This window comes from Diaphorobacter sp. ED-3, assembly GCF_027625375.1.
Lineage (GTDB): Bacteria > Pseudomonadota > Gammaproteobacteria > Burkholderiales > Burkholderiaceae_C > Diaphorobacter > Diaphorobacter nitroreducens.
Genome location: NZ_CP115182.1, coordinates 913,533 through 927,591, shown reverse-complemented (window position 1 = coordinate 927,591; position 14,059 = coordinate 913,533). Strand labels below are relative to the sequence as shown.

Genomic DNA, 14,059 nt, shown 5'->3' with positions numbered 1-14,059 from the left:
CTATTATTTTTATAGCAAACATTAGGATGCGCAGCACTGGTCGATGACTTCGCGCACCAGCGCATCCGGCGCGGCGCGCATGACGGCTTTGCCGGGTCCGTCGATCAGCACGAAGCGGATCTCACCGCCTTCTGCCTTCTTGTCCACGCGCATGAGTTCCAGATAGCGCCCCGCATTGTCCTGCGCGTCGAGCACCGGCCCCCGTGTGGGCAGACCGGCCCGCTCGATCAGGCGCGTGAGGCGTTCAACGAAGGAGCCGTCCACCAAACCCAGCCGCTGCGATAGATGCGCGGCCATCACCATGCCTGCGGCAACCCCTTCGCCATGCAGCCACACGCCGTAGCCCATGCCCGCCTCGATGGCATGGCCAAAGGTATGGCCGAAATTCAAAATGGCACGCAGCCCGGCTTCGCGTTCATCCGCGCCTACCACCGCCGCCTTGATCTCGCAGCTGCGCTTGACCACATGGGCCAGCGCGCCGCGCTCCCGCGCGACGAGCGCGTCCATGTGGGCCTCGAGCCAGGCAAACAACTCCATGTCTGCGATTGGCCCGTACTTGATCACCTCGGCCAGGCCCGCCGCCAACTCGCGCGCCGGCAAAGTGTCCAACGTGTCCAGATCACATACCACCAACTGAGGCTGATAGAACGCGCCGATCATGTTCTTACCCAGCGGATGGTTGATGGCAGTCTTGCCGCCCACCGACGAATCCACTTGCGCCAGCAATGTGGTGGGCACTTGCACGAAGGGCACGCCGCGCATGTAGCACGCCGCAGCGAAACCGGTCATGTCACCGATGACGCCGCCGCCCAGCGCGAATAAAACCGTCCTACGGTCGCAGCCGTGCTTCAGCAGACCGTCAAAGATCAGATTCAGCGTATGCCAATCCTTGTGTGATTCGCCATCTGGCAAGACAACTTCGTGCAGCTGCGCATATTGCATCCGCAGGGCATTCCGCAATCTCTGCGCATACAACGGTGCAACCGAGGTATTGCTGACAATGAGCGCGGCGTACGCTGCGGGCAAGCCCTTGTAGGTGCCTGCATTCTCCAGCAGACCGTTGCCGATATAGATGGCGTAGCCCCGATCCCCTAGTTCGATCTGTACCGTAGCCATCTTTGCCATACATGCCACTCCATCTACCCAATAAAAACAGGGGGGTGAACCACCCCCTGTCGAACCAACTGAACACGTGCCTCAGCGTACCGGCCCGCGATCTGTGATGACCTTCGGAGTAATAAACACCAGCATCTCCCGCTTGGTGGACTCCTTCGTTCTATTTTTGAATAGATTCCCGACCACGGGAACGTCACCCAAGACAGGTATTTTGTTCTCTTGGTTGGTCTCTTCCATCTCAAAAATACCCCCGATCACGACGGTGCCGCCGTTCTCGATCAACACTTGGGTCTTGATGTGCTTAGTATCGATGGCCACCCCCTGCGTGGTGGTCTCTCCTCGACTGTCCTTGTTGACGTCCAGATCAAGAATGATGTTGCCCTCAGGGGTGATCTGAGGCGTCACTTCCAGTTTCAATACGGCTTTCTTGAAGGCGATGGTTGTCGCACCGTTCGGAGCGGTAACCGAATAAGGATATTCCGTCCCCTGTTCGATAAGCGCCTTGGTCTGATCAGCCGTAATTAAACGCGGACTGGAAACGATCTTGCCCTGTCCATCCGCTTCCATCGCAGATAACTCCAGAGAGAGGAAGCGACTGGCGTTGGAATTGAAGATCGACAATGCGAATGATCCAACAGTGGAGACCCCTGATAAAGATGCAGGCAGGCTAACGAACGGTGACATGCCACTCCCCCCGGTGGGGCCGGCCACATTATCGTAGGTACCGCCAACTGCACTTCCGCCCGTGCGCGACCCTCCTCCCAGTCGCACCCCCAAGGAACGACCAAACGTATCCCGCGCTTCCACGATACGCGCCTCGATCATCACCTGCCGCACCGGTACATCAAGCGTCGCCAACAACTGGCGAACTTCTTCAAGTTTGGCCGAAGTATCCGTAACAAATAGCTGATTGGTGCGCGGCTCCGAGATTGCACTCCCGCGATCCGACAGGAATCGATTGGAGTAACCGCTCGTGGACGATCCACCCTGACTGCTCATGGTCAGTTGGGTGACCATGTCGGCGGCTTTTGCATAATTCAATTGGAAAGCCTGGGTTCGCAAAGGCTCCAGTTTCTGAATCGCCAAAGCGGCTTCGTAATCCTTCTTCGTGCGCTCGTCTATTTCGTCTTTGGGCGCGATCCACAGTACCGTGCCAGACTTGCGCATACCAAGCCCCTTTGCGTCCATGATGATCTGGAGAGCCTGATCCCAGGGAACATCCTTCAGCCGCAAGGTCAAAGCACCAGTAACAGTGTCCGATGTGACAATATTGAAATTAGTAAAATCCGCAATCACTTGCAGCAACGAACGAACTTCAATATTTTGAAAATTCAGAGAGAGTTTCTCTCCAGAATATGCAGGACCTTGTGTCAATTTAGTCAAATCAACCTTCTTCGGCCGCACCTCGACTACAAACTGATTATCACTTTGATAAGCGCTATGCTCCCATTCACCAACAGGGTCAATTGTCAGACGCACACGCTCACCCTGTTGTGATGCAGTAATGGTTTGCACGGGTGTACCGAAGTCAGAAACGTCCAATTTGCGGCGCAGGCCTTCGGGCAATGATGAACGCAGGAAATCAACAATCAGCCCCTTACCCTGCTGCTGCAAATCGACGCCCACCTGATTGTTAGGCAACCCAACAACAATACGACCGGCCCCATCTGCTCCACGTCGAAAATCAAGATCCTTCAGCGGCAAATTGTCAATATTTTGACTTTCTGCGAATGTCGTCACCTGAGGAGGAGGCATCTTTACAGCCGAGGACGCAGCATCCAACAGCACCAGGACTGTCTTGCCTTGCAACTCTGCGCGGTAAGAAGTGGGCTGCTTGAGATTCAAAACTACACGTGCCCGCGCTCCTGCTTGCACAATGTTGGCAGACTTGATATTCCCCTGATTGATATCTATTGATGAGCGCCCGGTCCCATTGCTCACTCCAGGAAAGTCCAGTGCAATGCGCGCAGGGTTTTGGATAGAAAACCCAGTGGGCAATTCTGCTTGCGGCTCAGAAAATTCAATCCGCAGAACTTCGGCACCACCTTGCAAAAAAACAGAGATGGAATCAATAGATCCGCGAGCTTGCGCCACAGACACCGTCAGCGCAGCCACAACTGCGGCTCCCAACATCCGCCAGTACGCGTGTAAACGAAGCTTCTCTTGAATCATTTCTTCACCTCATTCCCCTCTTGCAGATCCAGTGTTGTCATACGCTCTACCCAATCGCCCGTCGGATCTTGGACAATCTCTCGCAGGCGCATATTGGTCTCGGTAATACCGACGATTTTCCCGTAGTTTTGTCCTAGATAGTTACCCGCCCGGACTTGATACAGCAACTTATCGACACTGATCAATGCGGTAGGTATACCTGCCTTATTCATGCTCCCCACCATCCGGATTGCATCGAGCGGATATGCCTCCAACGGCTCCTTCCGCCTTGCCATCTCCGGGGCAATCAGGGAAGCATTAGCCGCTGATTCCGCCGAGTCCCGCCGCAAAGCCAATGTCAGTTTCATTGAATTGAACGGATCAATACCACTATCCGAAACATAATCTTGAGGAAAGAATTGCTTAGGCTCTTTCAGCGGGGTAATACGCGGCTTGGTTGTTGCGCGCAATTCCGACATCCACTGACGAAGCTCTTCTTCCCCGCTGGGTCCGCATCCCGCCAGCGCAAAGACAGCACTCAAGGCAATCAGGGCAGTAATCCGCTTCATTTCTTACCCCCCTTAGCCGCCTTCTGCGCCTGTATTTCCTCAGGATCCAGATAACGGAACGTTCTTGCTGTCGCCTCAAGCGTCAAATTGCCGGCTGCATCCTTTGAAATAGGAGTAATTGCCAAATTGTTCAAAGTAACAATGCGGGATAAGTTGGCCACATCTGAGGCAAAAGCACCCATGTCGTGGTACTTCCCTGCCACGCGAATAGCAATAGGCAGCTCAGCGTAATAGTCCTTGACCACTATTTGCCCGGGCCTAAACAATTCAAATTGCAGACTCCGCCCAAGCCCCGCCTGGTTGATATCAGAGAGCAGAGCAGACATTTCCGCCTTGCTAGGCAGTTGCTTTTCCAATTGAATCACATACTGCTGAATCTGTTCTCGTTGTTTTTTTAACGCTTCCAGACTGACCGCCTTAACCAGTTTTTTCTGGTAATCCTCCCGAAGCGTCTGCTCAGTATTCCGCTCGGCCGTCAGTTCTTGCTCATACTCAGTCAACTTAAAGAACCAAAGAAAGGTGGCGACGCCCGCAGCGATGAGTGCACAAAGCAATGCACGGGGCAACACTGGCCATAAAGAAGGATCTTTAGGATCTAAGTTGTGAAACTGCCGTTGCAGATCACCCTGCAGCTTTGCGAAATCAAGTTTTGGCTTATTCTTTTTTGCCATGTTACTTCCTCGCAGCCACGGCACTGGCGGCCTCCATCGCCTTCTGCGCTTCGGCGCTTCGCACCAGCCGGAAACGCAGATTAAAAGAGGCAACCCGACGCTGGTCCTTTGGAGTTAAGGCAACATTTGCTGCGACGATTTCCACCAATTCAGGCTTCGAAAACCATGGGGTATTGTTGGCAAGATTGCGCAGCATTTCAGAGACGCGCTCATTAGACTGAGCCATACCCTGCATAGTTACAGTTTGATCTATTTGCTTCAAACTGGTGATATAGACACCATCAGGTAATTGCGCCACCAATTCATTGAGGAGGTGCACAGGCAAATTTCGATCAGATTGCAAGTCCTCTACTGCTTTCTGCCGCGCTTGTAGAGCTGCAATTTCTTCTTCAATAGTCGCGATTTCCTTGATTTGTCCCTCAAGGACTCCGATTTCGCTTCGTAGAAAATTATTGCGATCTTGCTGGTCAGTGATCATCATCTGAAACCACCAATAAATAGCCGCGGCAATGGCAAGCCCCACCAATGCTGAAGCGAGCATGATGGCTTGAAACGCCTCTCGCCTGCGTTTACGAGCGGCCTCCCGATGCGGGAGTAGGTTGATAAGAATCACTGCAGGAACCTCCGCATTGCCAGCCCACAGGAGGTCAAGTAGGACGGCGCCTCGCGCACCATCTTTTTGAGGCGAACCCCCCCGCCCACTTCCATGCCATCAAAGGGGTTGATGACGCTACACGCAAACCCCGTGTTCTGAATGACGGATTCCGTCAAGCCGGGCAGAGGGGCAGATCCGCCTGCGAGCATGATGTGATCCACGCGGTTGTATGGTGTACTCGTAAAGAAGAACTGCAGCGCGCGGCTGATTTCCTGAGCGAGACTGTCCACGAAGGGGCGCAGGACAGCAGATTGATAGTCTTCAGGCAAGTCGCCATTGCGCTTCTTGCCCTCTGCTTCTTCTTGTGAAAACCCATATTGGCGCACGATCAACTGGGTCAACTGCGCACCACCAAAAGCTTGGTCGCGTTCATACAAGACATCGTCATTCCGAATGACCTGCATGCTCGTCGTCATTGCCCCCACCTCAAAGAGGGCAACGACCGCATCGACGCCCCGATTGGGCAACCCTTCAATCAGCCGCCCTGCTGCCAAGCGTGCCGCATGCGACTCAATGTCGACGACCACGGGTTTCAGTCCAGCCGCCTCCGCGAGACCTTGACGATCTTGCACCTTCTCTTTGCGAGAGGCCGCAATCAGCACGTCGACATCGCCTGGCGCGCTCTTGCTGGGGCCCACCACGCAGAAGTCGAGGCTCACCTCGTCTAGCGAAAAAGGAATGTACTGGTTGGCTTCGGATTCCACCTGCACTTCCAGTTCCTGCTCGGACATCCCGCCGGGCAGCGTGATGCGCTTGGTGATCACAGCAGAGGATGGCAATGCAAGGGCGACATTCTTGGTTTTGGTCCCGCTCTTCTTCACAACGCGACGCAACGCCTCGGCGACTTCATCGAACTTTTCGATGTTGCCATCCGTGATCCACCCACGCTCCAGTTGCTCGATTGCACAGCACTCGAGAACCAGCGCCCCTCCCTTATCTCGTCCCAACTCCACCAGCTTGACGCTGGAAGAGCTGATGTCCACACCCAGCAATGGGGCAGACTGACGACTGAACAACGACCCCATTGAGATCAAGGTGCCCCTCCGCTACTTATCTATATGACGCAACAAAACTTAACACTTCACATGAATGCTATCAGTAAGGTTCTTCACCAGCCAAGAGTTTTACCTTTCTCACACAAAAGCGGCGTTGTCAAAAGCAGACGATTTTCAGGTGCTATCGCTGAATCGTCGGTCCTATTTTTCGCGCGGTGACCAAGGCAAGGCGTCCCAGCCAAGGCGAAACGCCAAGATTTTTATAATGACGGGTTGCCTCGTATCGAGACCCTATGCCACAGCCTCCCGACAGAACATCTTCCCCGCCCACATCCTCAATGCCACGCGCCGTGCGCTGGCTTCTGCTGGGGTTCACGTGGATCCTTGGCCTGGGCGCCGCCGCAACGTTGACCGGTGCTCTCGCCATCGGACTGGGCCTTGCGGTGGCATATCCCAATCTGCCTGATGTGTCCGATCTGGCGGACTACCGCCCTAAGCTACCCCTGCGGGTGTACTCCGCAGAAGGCGCATTGCTGGGAGAGTTCGGTGAGGAGCGGCGCAACTTGACGCCCATCCAGGACATCCCCCCTGTGATGACCAATGCAGTGTTGGCGATCGAAGACGCACGCTTCTTCCAGCACGGTGGCGTGGACTACAAAGGGGTGTTGCGCGCTGCGCTGGCCAATCTAGGACGCGTAAAAAGCCAGGGTGCTTCCACTATTACCATGCAAGTGGCGCGAAATGTTTATCTTTCTTCCGAAAAAACATTTACCAGAAAAATTTACGAAATATTGCTCACATTTAAGCTCGAGCATCTGTTAACAAAGAACCAGATTCTCGAGATCTACATGAACCAGATTTATCTGGGAAATCGCGCCTATGGATTTGCAGCAGCCGCAGAAACTTATTTTGGCAAGCCGCTGAAGTCCATATCCATTGCCGAAGCAGCCATGCTTGCTGGCCTTCCGAAGGCCCCGTCCGCTTACAACCCCATCTCTAACCCCAAGCGCGCAAGGATCCGGCAGCTGTACATCATTGATCGCATGCTGGAAAACGGCTTCATCACTGCCGAGGAAGCCACTGCTGCAAAGCAAGAAGATCTCAAGCTGCGCTCGTCGACGGACTCGACCCGCATCCATGCGGAGTACGTGGCCGAGATGGCGCGTCAACTCATCTACGCGCAGTACGGCCCCGAGGCATACACGCGCGGATTGAATGTGTACACCACGCTGAATGCCGGCGAGCAGGAGACAGCCTACACCGCGTTGCGCAAGGGCATCATGGACTACGAGCGCCGACAGCATTACCGCGGGCCTGAGCGGTTTGTCAGCCTACCCTCCGCGTCTGAGGAGACCGAAGACGCCATCGACGACGCTCTGGCCAACCACCCGGATAACGGCAATGTGCTCGCCGCGGTCGTGCTGGAGGTCAACGCCAAGAGGATTCTGGCGGCCCGCGCCGATGGCGAACAGATCGAGATCACGGGCGAAGGCCTCAAGCCCGCGCAGTCCGGACTCAGCGAGAAAGCCCCGCCCAACATCAAACTGCGCCGGGGCGCGGTCATCAGGGTCGTACAAACACCCAAGAAGACTTGGGAAATCACCCAGCTTCCTGAGGTGGAAGGTGCTTTCGTGGCCATCGATCCGCGTTCCGGTGCCATCCGTGCCCTGGTGGGCGGCTTTGACTTCGACAAGAACAAGTTCAACCATGTCACCCAGGCCTGGCGCCAGCCAGGTTCGGCGTTCAAGCCGTTCATCTACTCCGCCGCTCTGGAAAAGGGCTTCACACCTGCCACGGTGATCAACGACGCTCCCTTGTTCTTCAGTGCGGGCGTGACAGGCGGGCAACCCTGGGAGCCCAAGAACTACGATGGCAAGTACGACGGTCCCATGACCATGCGCGCAGGGCTTGCCCGCTCCAAGAACGTCGTCTCCATTCGCATCCTGCAGGCTGTCGGCCCCAAGAACGCGCAGGACTGGGTGACCCGTTTCGGATTCGAAGCCGACAAGCATCCTCCCTATCTGACGATGGCGCTGGGCGCAGGCTCTGTCACCCCGATGCAACTCGCTTCGGCCTACGCGGTGTTTGCCAACGGCGGCTACCGCGTCAACCCCTATCTCATCACCCGTGTCACGGACCACAAGGGACGCATCCTGTCGGATTTCCAACCTCCCGCCGTCACAGACAACCCCCGCGCCATTGAGCCACGCAACGCGTTCATCATGAACAGCATGCTTCAGGAAGTCGCGCGCTCCGGCACGGCGGCACGTGCACAGGCCACGCTCAAACGCCCCGATATCTATGGCAAGACAGGAACGACCAATGACGCAGTCGATGCGTGGTTTGCAGGCTTCCAGCCCACGCTGGCTGCTGTGACGTGGATCGGTTATGACACGCCGCGCAACCTCGGAAGCCGTGAGACCGGTGGCGGACTCAGCCTGCCGGTCTGGATCAGCTTCATGGAAAAAGCGCTTAAGGGCGTCCCAGTGGCAGAGCCCACCGTACCCGCTGGCGTCGTGAACGTGAGTGGCGAATGGTTCTACGAAGAATATGCACGCAACGCGGGCGTCGCCAGTGTGGGTATGGAGAGCGCCACCCCCACCGACGGTGCGCCGGCTCCGGGAACACCGCCTCCACCCGAAGAGCGCAACCGTATCCTAGACCTGTTCCGTAATTGATGAAGAGGCGAGCCTGTGCGCCCGCGCAATCATTTGCGCAGCCCTTCGCTTGTTGGCCGAGCCGCGCTGTCGCCGCTAGTCGGTGAACTGGAGCGCTTCCCCCGCTTGCAAAGTGGCGTTGTGGCTGAGCGCTGCAAAGAACTCGCCGGCACCCTTGGTATCCATCCACGCCGTCCCGTCATGGCGGAAGTGATATCCGCCGGATTGCGCCGCCATCCATATCTCGTGCAGCGGCTTTTGAAGGTTGATCACGATCTGGCTGCGGTTGCGGAAGGTGATGGTCACCATGCCCCCCGTACGCTGGCCATCCAGATCAGCGTCGGTGGTGTCGTTGATACGGTCGCAGCTTTGTTCCACCGCCAGCAGCAGCTTTTCTGCACGGTCCATGAATTCGAGGTCGGTCATTACAGTTTTCGAATGTTCTCTAGGGCCCGCATTAGAGCGTCTTTAGCGCGTTGACCCTTTGGCGTCTCGAGGTTGATTCCCTCGATCACTGCCTCTACTGCGGCTTCGGCTGCGTTCTCTCCTGCTACATCTGCGAGTGCCGCGCGGTCTGGTGCTGAGCATGGCCGTTTGCCCGTTTTCCATGCGGTGATGGTGGGCTGCTGCATGCCCAGCATTTGCGCTAGCTTGTATTCGCTACCAGCTATCGATGCCGCTTTTTCGATTAATAAATTCAATTGGCTCATAGTTAGCACCTTTGCTAATATGTGGACTAGTTAGCAACTTTGCTATGTATCGCAAAAATGCTAATGCCACTTTATCACGCATGGGGCCAGCTATGCCAGACCTTCAACTGCTTTTCCCTGAGATTGCCGCATGCGATGCGGTAAACGTTTGTCACCCTCCCGTCTGTGCGGGCGCGCCTGCATCCCTCCTGGCTGAGGTTGGCGGCGAGGGTGGCACCGAGCCTGAGAACATCGATGATGTTTTTCTTGTGCCGGATGAGTTGGCGCGTGAATTCCGTGAAAGGCATGCTGCGGCGCGTCGTGGTCGTAAGGCGAAGCATGCCAGCGCTGCCGCCCGTAAGGCTGCTTACCGCGCTGATAAGGCTCGGGTCGATTTCACCGACAAGCCCGAGATTATTGCGAAGCTGCGCGAGACGGCCGCCATGCTCGATTGCAGCGTGAACGAGTTGCTTCAGTCGATGGTGCGCTTTGCTCAGTGCAATCGCAATTGGAAGCACGTCGGCTTGTATGGCGCGCGCCGTGACGGGGTTCTGCAATGAGCCCCGAAGCCAAACGCGACCTGCAATACCGCTGTCGTCGCGCCCTTGCGGCGCCGGTGCCTGCATCCGTCCGCGACGGCAATGTCCGCTCTGTAGCCGACTACAAAGCCGCCGCGCAGGCCTGCGCCGCGTACCTGCGCGACGGCAAGACGCCCGACCGCGCCCGCCTGTACGTCCTGCGTCTCGAGGGCGCGCAAGGGCTGCTGCCATGAGTCAGTTACAGCGGCCAGGTGTGTCGGTCCTCTTTGCCCGTTCGGACTCTTGTTACTTTGACCTGGTGGCCGATGTGTGGGATGCCGAGCGTGATGCGCGCGGATACGTGGGCTCCAATCCTGTTGTCTGTCATCCGCCATGTCGTGGCTGGGGCCGTCTGCGCCAGTGGGCCAAACCGCGCCCCGGCGAAAAAGCTCTGGCCCTTTTCGCGGTTAAGCAGGTGCGCCGCTGCGGTGGTGTGCTGGAGCATCCTTGGGGTAGCACGTTATGGCCCGTTGCTGGCCTGCCTCACCCCGGCCATGTGGATGCCTGGGGTGGTTGGACGCTGCTGGTAGATCAAGGCTGGTGGGGCCATGCCGCCCCGAAGCCCACTTATCTGTACATCGTCGGCGCAAGCCGCGATCAGGTGGGCGAGTTGCCCGTGCAGTTACGTCGAGCTGCTGGTCGCACGTTGGAGCTGTCGCCCGCTGATCGTGAGCGTACCCCGCCCGCGTTTGCGGCCTTCTTGGTCGAGCTGGCCGCGAAGTGTGCCGGCTCGCAGTTACAGCCGCCGGCCGCGCATCTCGCTGTTACTCCGAGCTGCGGCCCGTCGGCTGTCGCAGCCACCGCGGTGCAGTCGTGCCTGGTCGCTGTTGCAGCGGACCAGGGTTGCAGTAACAGCGACCAGGCTGCGCGTCGTTTGCGTGCTGCGGCTAAGCGCGCCGCCTTCGCTGCCTGGGCTCGGAGTGCTGCATGAAGCGCATTCTTACCCATTTGGCGCGCGTCCTGCCCACCCCCCTTCTTGGAGACAAGCTGGGGCCCCGCCGAAGCGCGAATAGCGCGTCCCGCGAAGCGGGCTCGGTGGGGGCGGGGTATGGGGTGCCAAACCCCATGTCAAGCCTTGCGCAACCCGTGCCCCATGCTGTGCGCGCCGTCGCTGGTTCTCCAGCGCGAGGGATCGTCACCCGCATGGGCCAAGATCCGCAGGGGCTTGGTGGCGAAGCCATAGAGCCCGGTCCCGCAGGGACGCGCCCAGTGCCTGAATCCGCAGCAGCCGCGCCATCTGCGCCCCTGTCTGTCTCTCCTGCTCCCTCTGCTCCTGTCCCCTGCTCTGCCAACGCGCAGGCATGGCGGGCGGTTGCGGATTTCCTGGCCACTGGCGTGCGTTCGGCCTCTGTGTGCCCTGCGTCATGCGCAGGCTGCGGCCCTGCTTGCGTCGGCGCGCCCGCGTCATGCAAGCGAAGCGCGGACGCGGGCGCGCCGCGCATCGATGCCCCCCCGAGTAACACGGGGGTAAACAAAATTTCGGAAGTGGGGAACGGCGATGAACACCAATGATGAAAAGCTGGTTATTGAGGGCGGCAAATTGAAAGTTGTCTGCCAGAAACGCCAGCTTGAGGCCAAGGCTCAAAACGGTGTCATCGTTGACTACCTGCGCTTCACCCTGCGCCGTGAATTAATCCCGGAAACGAAGCGCATTCCTCGCTACACCGATGACCAGGACTTGGCCCGGTGGTACGCCAACGTGTTTGCGCAACTGCTGGGCTACACGTTGGGCATGGATCGTCCGGGGCGTGATTACTACGAGTTCACCACCACCATTGATAACGCCTTTGGTCATGAAGTCGCCAGCGTGAGCGCGGGTGGCGAAGGGCAGCGCGGAACTATCTGTTTCACCCTCAAAGGCGAGGGTTGCACCATGGCGCGCAAGGGTTGGGAAAAGCGCGTGCATGACTATTTCGCGGATATGCACCCGACCATTACGCGGGTGGATTTGGCGAAGGATTTTTTTGAGGGCGAGTTGACCATCGAGGAAGTTGTGCACCTCTATAAGCACGATGAATTCAGCTATCGCAACCGCAAGCCAAAGTACACCACGCACGGTTGTTGGTCTCTTGGTCGCGATGCTGATGGCATGCCGATGCTTGGTCATAGTCGTACTTTTCAGGTCGGCAAGCGCGAGAGCGGCAAGCTCGCACGCTTCTATGAAAAGGGCCACCAGTTCGCAATGATGGACAGCCGGTGGCTCCGTGCCGAGGCTGAGCTGCGTAACGTCAATCGCATCATTCCTTGGGATGCGTTGATCAGCACCGCTGAGTATTTCGCGGGTGCATACCCTGCGCTCCAGCTTGTGGCGAACACCGATACGGCTACCCGTATTCCTACCGGCCAAAAAGTCGCTGAGGCCAGCGCGCAGCGCGTTGTGAACTGGTTGCAGCGTGTTGTCGCGCCTACCTTGGTGCAGGTGTCCAAGGTCATGCCCAATGAGGACTGGTTGATCGGTCTGGTTGTTGATCAGGCGCACCGCCGTATCCCTCGCGGGCTTCGTGGCCTCGATCACGCGACGATGGCGCATGGCCTGGAGTGCGCGCTCAAGAAATTCACTAACCCCTGCGCACCGGCCGCAGTGGCTCTTTGACTCTGCCGGAATTCAAGTAAAGGAATCAAGCTATGAAGTTCAATCAAACCATTCAGGTGGTCGGGATGAAGTCCAGTAAAGGCCAGCTCGAAAGTGGCATGGCCTATGACAGCACCAAGGTCTATGCGTTGATGCCGCTGGATGACAGCAAGGGCACTGCAAAGGGTAGTGCTGTCAGTGAATTTACGCTCGGCACCAGCGAAGAGTTCCAGAAATACAAGCATCTGCCATTTCCTTTCACGGCAGAAGCTGAGATGGAAATGGTCACGAATGGCAAGACCATGAAGACCGTGATGCATGTGTTGACGCCCAAGGCCGTTGCAGGGGCTAAGGGGGCCTAAGGCCACCTCCCTATCAACGCTAAAAGTACTCAAAACGTTCCCGGGTACGCCATGCAGATCACGCCACGCTATTTCGTGCAGTCCACCGATGACTACACGTTTCTGCGCGCGGATGGTGAAGGCGGCGTTGACTCCACGCCGTTGATTACCAACGCGACTCCGTTCAGCACGCCCGAAGCGGCGGTTGATGCCGTGCAGGATCATTTGAGCGGTGAGGGTGTGGTGTTCCGCACCTTCGATGTGCGGCAGTAGCTGATTCCAGCCGGTAGCCCTCCAGCGTTGTGAAACGTCGAGGGCCTCCGGGTGCAATCCGCACCGTTTTAACCAAAGGAAATGAAATGACCAAGTCTGTGAAGGCCCGTCTGGCTCTGATCCCCGCATTCGTTGCTGCTACCGCTGGCAGCGCTCACGCTGCCATTCCTACGGAAGTGCAAACTGCCCTGGATAACCTGTCCACCGATGCTCTGACCGTTGCGGGCATCGTCCTCGCTGCGATCGTCGCGGTGTACGCGTTCAAGTTCATCCGCAAAGGTCTGTAATGCCGTTGGTGTTGGCAGCGTTGGCTGACATGGCTGCCAACGCTCTACTCATAGCCATAGCGGTTTTTTCTGCCCGCATCGCCGTGATGACGTTCAATTTTCTCCGGGGTGTTATCTCTGGTGAAGAGCGCCGGGGGCGCTGGTGATGTTTCAGGTCGGTGCAGCCTGCTATGGCACGGCCCTGCAAGCTGCGCAAGCTGTGGCTTCGGCCCAGCTTGGCGCAGTGGTGAACCATGGCGGATCGGCCTATGTGGTCGATCTGCTGTCGGTGACCGAAGCGTCTATCACTTACGGGCTTCGGCCTGTGGGTGGTGGTGTGCCTCTCCAGCTCGTTAGTGATTTTGTCGCGCAACCCTGCAATCTCCTCGGTGTTGAGGATGGTTTAAGCATGGGTTGGATGGTCGCGGGCGTTTGGATCGCGGTGTATGCCATCGTGTTCATTGCGCGCACCGTTTTTCATGTCGGGGGTGATAACGATGGCGACGCCTGAGTTTTATGCCGCATT

Annotated in this window: 17 protein-coding genes; 9 read left to right on the top strand and 8 right to left on the bottom strand. The window is 57.4% G+C overall.

All coding sequences use genetic code 11. The features are described from left to right. Nucleotides 1-21: 21 nt before the first annotated feature. From aroB to PCQ86_RS04505, 6 genes are all read right to left on the bottom strand, one after another. Entirely contained in the window at nucleotides 22-1,125 is a 1,104-nt protein-coding gene (gene aroB / locus PCQ86_RS04530) for a 3-dehydroquinate synthase (RefSeq protein ID WP_135149655.1), read from the bottom strand. Nucleotides 1,126-1,197: 72 nt separating this feature from the next. Then, nucleotides 1,198-3,288, bottom strand: a complete 2,091-nt coding sequence (gene pilQ / locus PCQ86_RS04525; RefSeq protein ID WP_103737821.1) for a type IV pilus secretin PilQ — start codon at nucleotides 3,286-3,288, stop codon at nucleotides 1,198-1,200. Then, entirely contained in the window at nucleotides 3,285-3,836 is a 552-nt protein-coding gene (locus PCQ86_RS04520; protein WP_011804184.1) for a pilus assembly protein PilP, read from the bottom strand. Before PCQ86_RS04520 ends, pilQ begins: the two co-directional genes overlap by 4 nt. Next, complete coding sequence (locus PCQ86_RS04515; RefSeq protein ID WP_011804183.1) at nucleotides 3,833-4,507, bottom strand: type 4a pilus biogenesis protein PilO; 675 nt, start codon at nucleotides 4,505-4,507, stop codon at nucleotides 3,833-3,835. The genes PCQ86_RS04520 and PCQ86_RS04515 overlap by 4 nt, the downstream gene beginning before the upstream one ends. Before the next feature lies 1 nt (nucleotide 4,508). Then, complete coding sequence (locus tag PCQ86_RS04510; protein WP_270174976.1) at nucleotides 4,509-5,120, bottom strand: PilN domain-containing protein; 612 nt, start codon at nucleotides 5,118-5,120, stop codon at nucleotides 4,509-4,511. Further along, on the bottom strand, nucleotides 5,117-6,196 hold the full coding sequence (locus PCQ86_RS04505) for a pilus assembly protein PilM (RefSeq protein ID WP_353846181.1): 1,080 nt from the start codon (nucleotides 6,194-6,196) through the stop codon (nucleotides 5,117-5,119). Before PCQ86_RS04505 ends, PCQ86_RS04510 begins: the two co-directional genes overlap by 4 nt. 254 nt (nucleotides 6,197-6,450) lie before the next feature. Between PCQ86_RS04505 and PCQ86_RS04500 the strand changes: the two genes are divergently transcribed. Further along, nucleotides 6,451-8,835, top strand: coding sequence for a penicillin-binding protein 1A (locus tag PCQ86_RS04500; protein WP_270174975.1), 2,385 nt, complete (start codon nucleotides 6,451-6,453; stop codon nucleotides 8,833-8,835). Between the two features lie 75 nt (nucleotides 8,836-8,910). Here the strand turns inward: PCQ86_RS04500 and cyaY are convergent, their stop codons facing one another. Both cyaY and PCQ86_RS04490 read right to left on the bottom strand, forming a co-directional pair. Next, nucleotides 8,911-9,240 carry an iron donor protein CyaY gene (gene cyaY / locus PCQ86_RS04495; RefSeq protein WP_012655694.1) on the bottom strand — a complete coding sequence of 110 codons (330 nt, stop codon included), beginning with the start codon at nucleotides 9,238-9,240 and terminating at the stop codon, nucleotides 8,911-8,913. Beyond that, nucleotides 9,240-9,524 (bottom strand): hypothetical protein, encoded by a 285-nt coding sequence (locus PCQ86_RS04490; protein ID WP_270174974.1) that lies wholly within the window; start codon nucleotides 9,522-9,524, stop codon nucleotides 9,240-9,242. The genes cyaY and PCQ86_RS04490 overlap by 1 nt, the downstream gene beginning before the upstream one ends. Before the next feature lie 92 nt (nucleotides 9,525-9,616). On the opposite strand from PCQ86_RS04490, the gene PCQ86_RS04485 reads away from it, so the two are divergent. From PCQ86_RS04485 to PCQ86_RS04450, 8 genes are all read left to right on the top strand, one after another. Then, complete coding sequence (locus PCQ86_RS04485) at nucleotides 9,617-10,063, top strand: hypothetical protein (RefSeq protein WP_270174973.1); 447 nt, start codon at nucleotides 9,617-9,619, stop codon at nucleotides 10,061-10,063. Continuing rightward, complete coding sequence (locus PCQ86_RS04480) at nucleotides 10,060-10,275, top strand: hypothetical protein (RefSeq protein ID WP_270174972.1); 216 nt, start codon at nucleotides 10,060-10,062, stop codon at nucleotides 10,273-10,275. The genes PCQ86_RS04485 and PCQ86_RS04480 overlap by 4 nt, the downstream gene beginning before the upstream one ends. Beyond that, entirely contained in the window at nucleotides 10,272-11,012 is a 741-nt protein-coding gene (locus PCQ86_RS04475; RefSeq protein WP_270174971.1) for a hypothetical protein, read from the top strand. The genes PCQ86_RS04480 and PCQ86_RS04475 overlap by 4 nt, the downstream gene beginning before the upstream one ends. A gap of 567 nt (nucleotides 11,013-11,579) precedes the next feature. Then, complete coding sequence (locus PCQ86_RS04470) at nucleotides 11,580-12,674, top strand: replication initiation factor domain-containing protein (RefSeq protein WP_270174970.1); 1,095 nt, start codon at nucleotides 11,580-11,582, stop codon at nucleotides 12,672-12,674. Between the two features lie 32 nt (nucleotides 12,675-12,706). Further along, nucleotides 12,707-13,015 carry a hypothetical protein gene (locus PCQ86_RS04465; protein WP_270174969.1) on the top strand — a complete coding sequence of 103 codons (309 nt, stop codon included), beginning with the start codon at nucleotides 12,707-12,709 and terminating at the stop codon, nucleotides 13,013-13,015. Between the two features lie 51 nt (nucleotides 13,016-13,066). Next, a complete protein-coding gene (locus PCQ86_RS04460) occupies nucleotides 13,067-13,267 on the top strand; it encodes a hypothetical protein (RefSeq protein ID WP_270174968.1) in 201 nt (66 codons plus the stop codon). A gap of 86 nt (nucleotides 13,268-13,353) precedes the next feature. Continuing rightward, nucleotides 13,354-13,554 carry a major capsid protein gene (locus PCQ86_RS04455; RefSeq protein ID WP_270174967.1) on the top strand — a complete coding sequence of 67 codons (201 nt, stop codon included), beginning with the start codon at nucleotides 13,354-13,356 and terminating at the stop codon, nucleotides 13,552-13,554. Between the two features lie 145 nt (nucleotides 13,555-13,699). Continuing rightward, nucleotides 13,700-14,044: a hypothetical protein gene (locus PCQ86_RS04450; protein ID WP_270174966.1), complete on the top strand. Its 345-nt coding sequence runs from the start codon at nucleotides 13,700-13,702 to the stop codon at nucleotides 14,042-14,044. Nucleotides 14,045-14,059: the final 15 nt, after the last annotated feature.

Coding starts and splice junctions, on each gene's coding strand:
- aroB (WP_135149655.1), bottom strand. CDS start 1,125: ATGGCAAAGATGGCTACGGTACAGATCGAACTAGGGGATCGGGGCTAC.
- pilQ (WP_103737821.1), bottom strand. CDS start 3,288: ATGATTCAAGAGAAGCTTCGTTTACACGCGTACTGGCGGATGTTGGGA.
- PCQ86_RS04520 (WP_011804184.1), bottom strand. CDS start 3,836: ATGAAGCGGATTACTGCCCTGATTGCCTTGAGTGCTGTCTTTGCGCTG.
- PCQ86_RS04515 (WP_011804183.1), bottom strand. CDS start 4,507: ATGGCAAAAAAGAATAAGCCAAAACTTGATTTCGCAAAGCTGCAGGGT.
- PCQ86_RS04500 (WP_270174975.1), top strand. CDS start 6,451: ATGCCACAGCCTCCCGACAGAACATCTTCCCCGCCCACATCCTCAATG.
- cyaY (WP_012655694.1), bottom strand. CDS start 9,240: ATGACCGACCTCGAATTCATGGACCGTGCAGAAAAGCTGCTGCTGGCG.
- PCQ86_RS04490 (WP_270174974.1), bottom strand. CDS start 9,524: ATGAGCCAATTGAATTTATTAATCGAAAAAGCGGCATCGATAGCTGGT.
- PCQ86_RS04485 (WP_270174973.1), top strand. CDS start 9,617: ATGCCAGACCTTCAACTGCTTTTCCCTGAGATTGCCGCATGCGATGCG.
- PCQ86_RS04480 (WP_270174972.1), top strand. CDS start 10,060: ATGAGCCCCGAAGCCAAACGCGACCTGCAATACCGCTGTCGTCGCGCC.
- PCQ86_RS04475 (WP_270174971.1), top strand. CDS start 10,272: ATGAGTCAGTTACAGCGGCCAGGTGTGTCGGTCCTCTTTGCCCGTTCG.
- PCQ86_RS04470 (WP_270174970.1), top strand. CDS start 11,580: ATGAACACCAATGATGAAAAGCTGGTTATTGAGGGCGGCAAATTGAAA.
- PCQ86_RS04465 (WP_270174969.1), top strand. CDS start 12,707: ATGAAGTTCAATCAAACCATTCAGGTGGTCGGGATGAAGTCCAGTAAA.
- PCQ86_RS04460 (WP_270174968.1), top strand. CDS start 13,067: ATGCAGATCACGCCACGCTATTTCGTGCAGTCCACCGATGACTACACG.
- PCQ86_RS04455 (WP_270174967.1), top strand. CDS start 13,354: ATGACCAAGTCTGTGAAGGCCCGTCTGGCTCTGATCCCCGCATTCGTT.
- PCQ86_RS04450 (WP_270174966.1), top strand. CDS start 13,700: ATGTTTCAGGTCGGTGCAGCCTGCTATGGCACGGCCCTGCAAGCTGCG.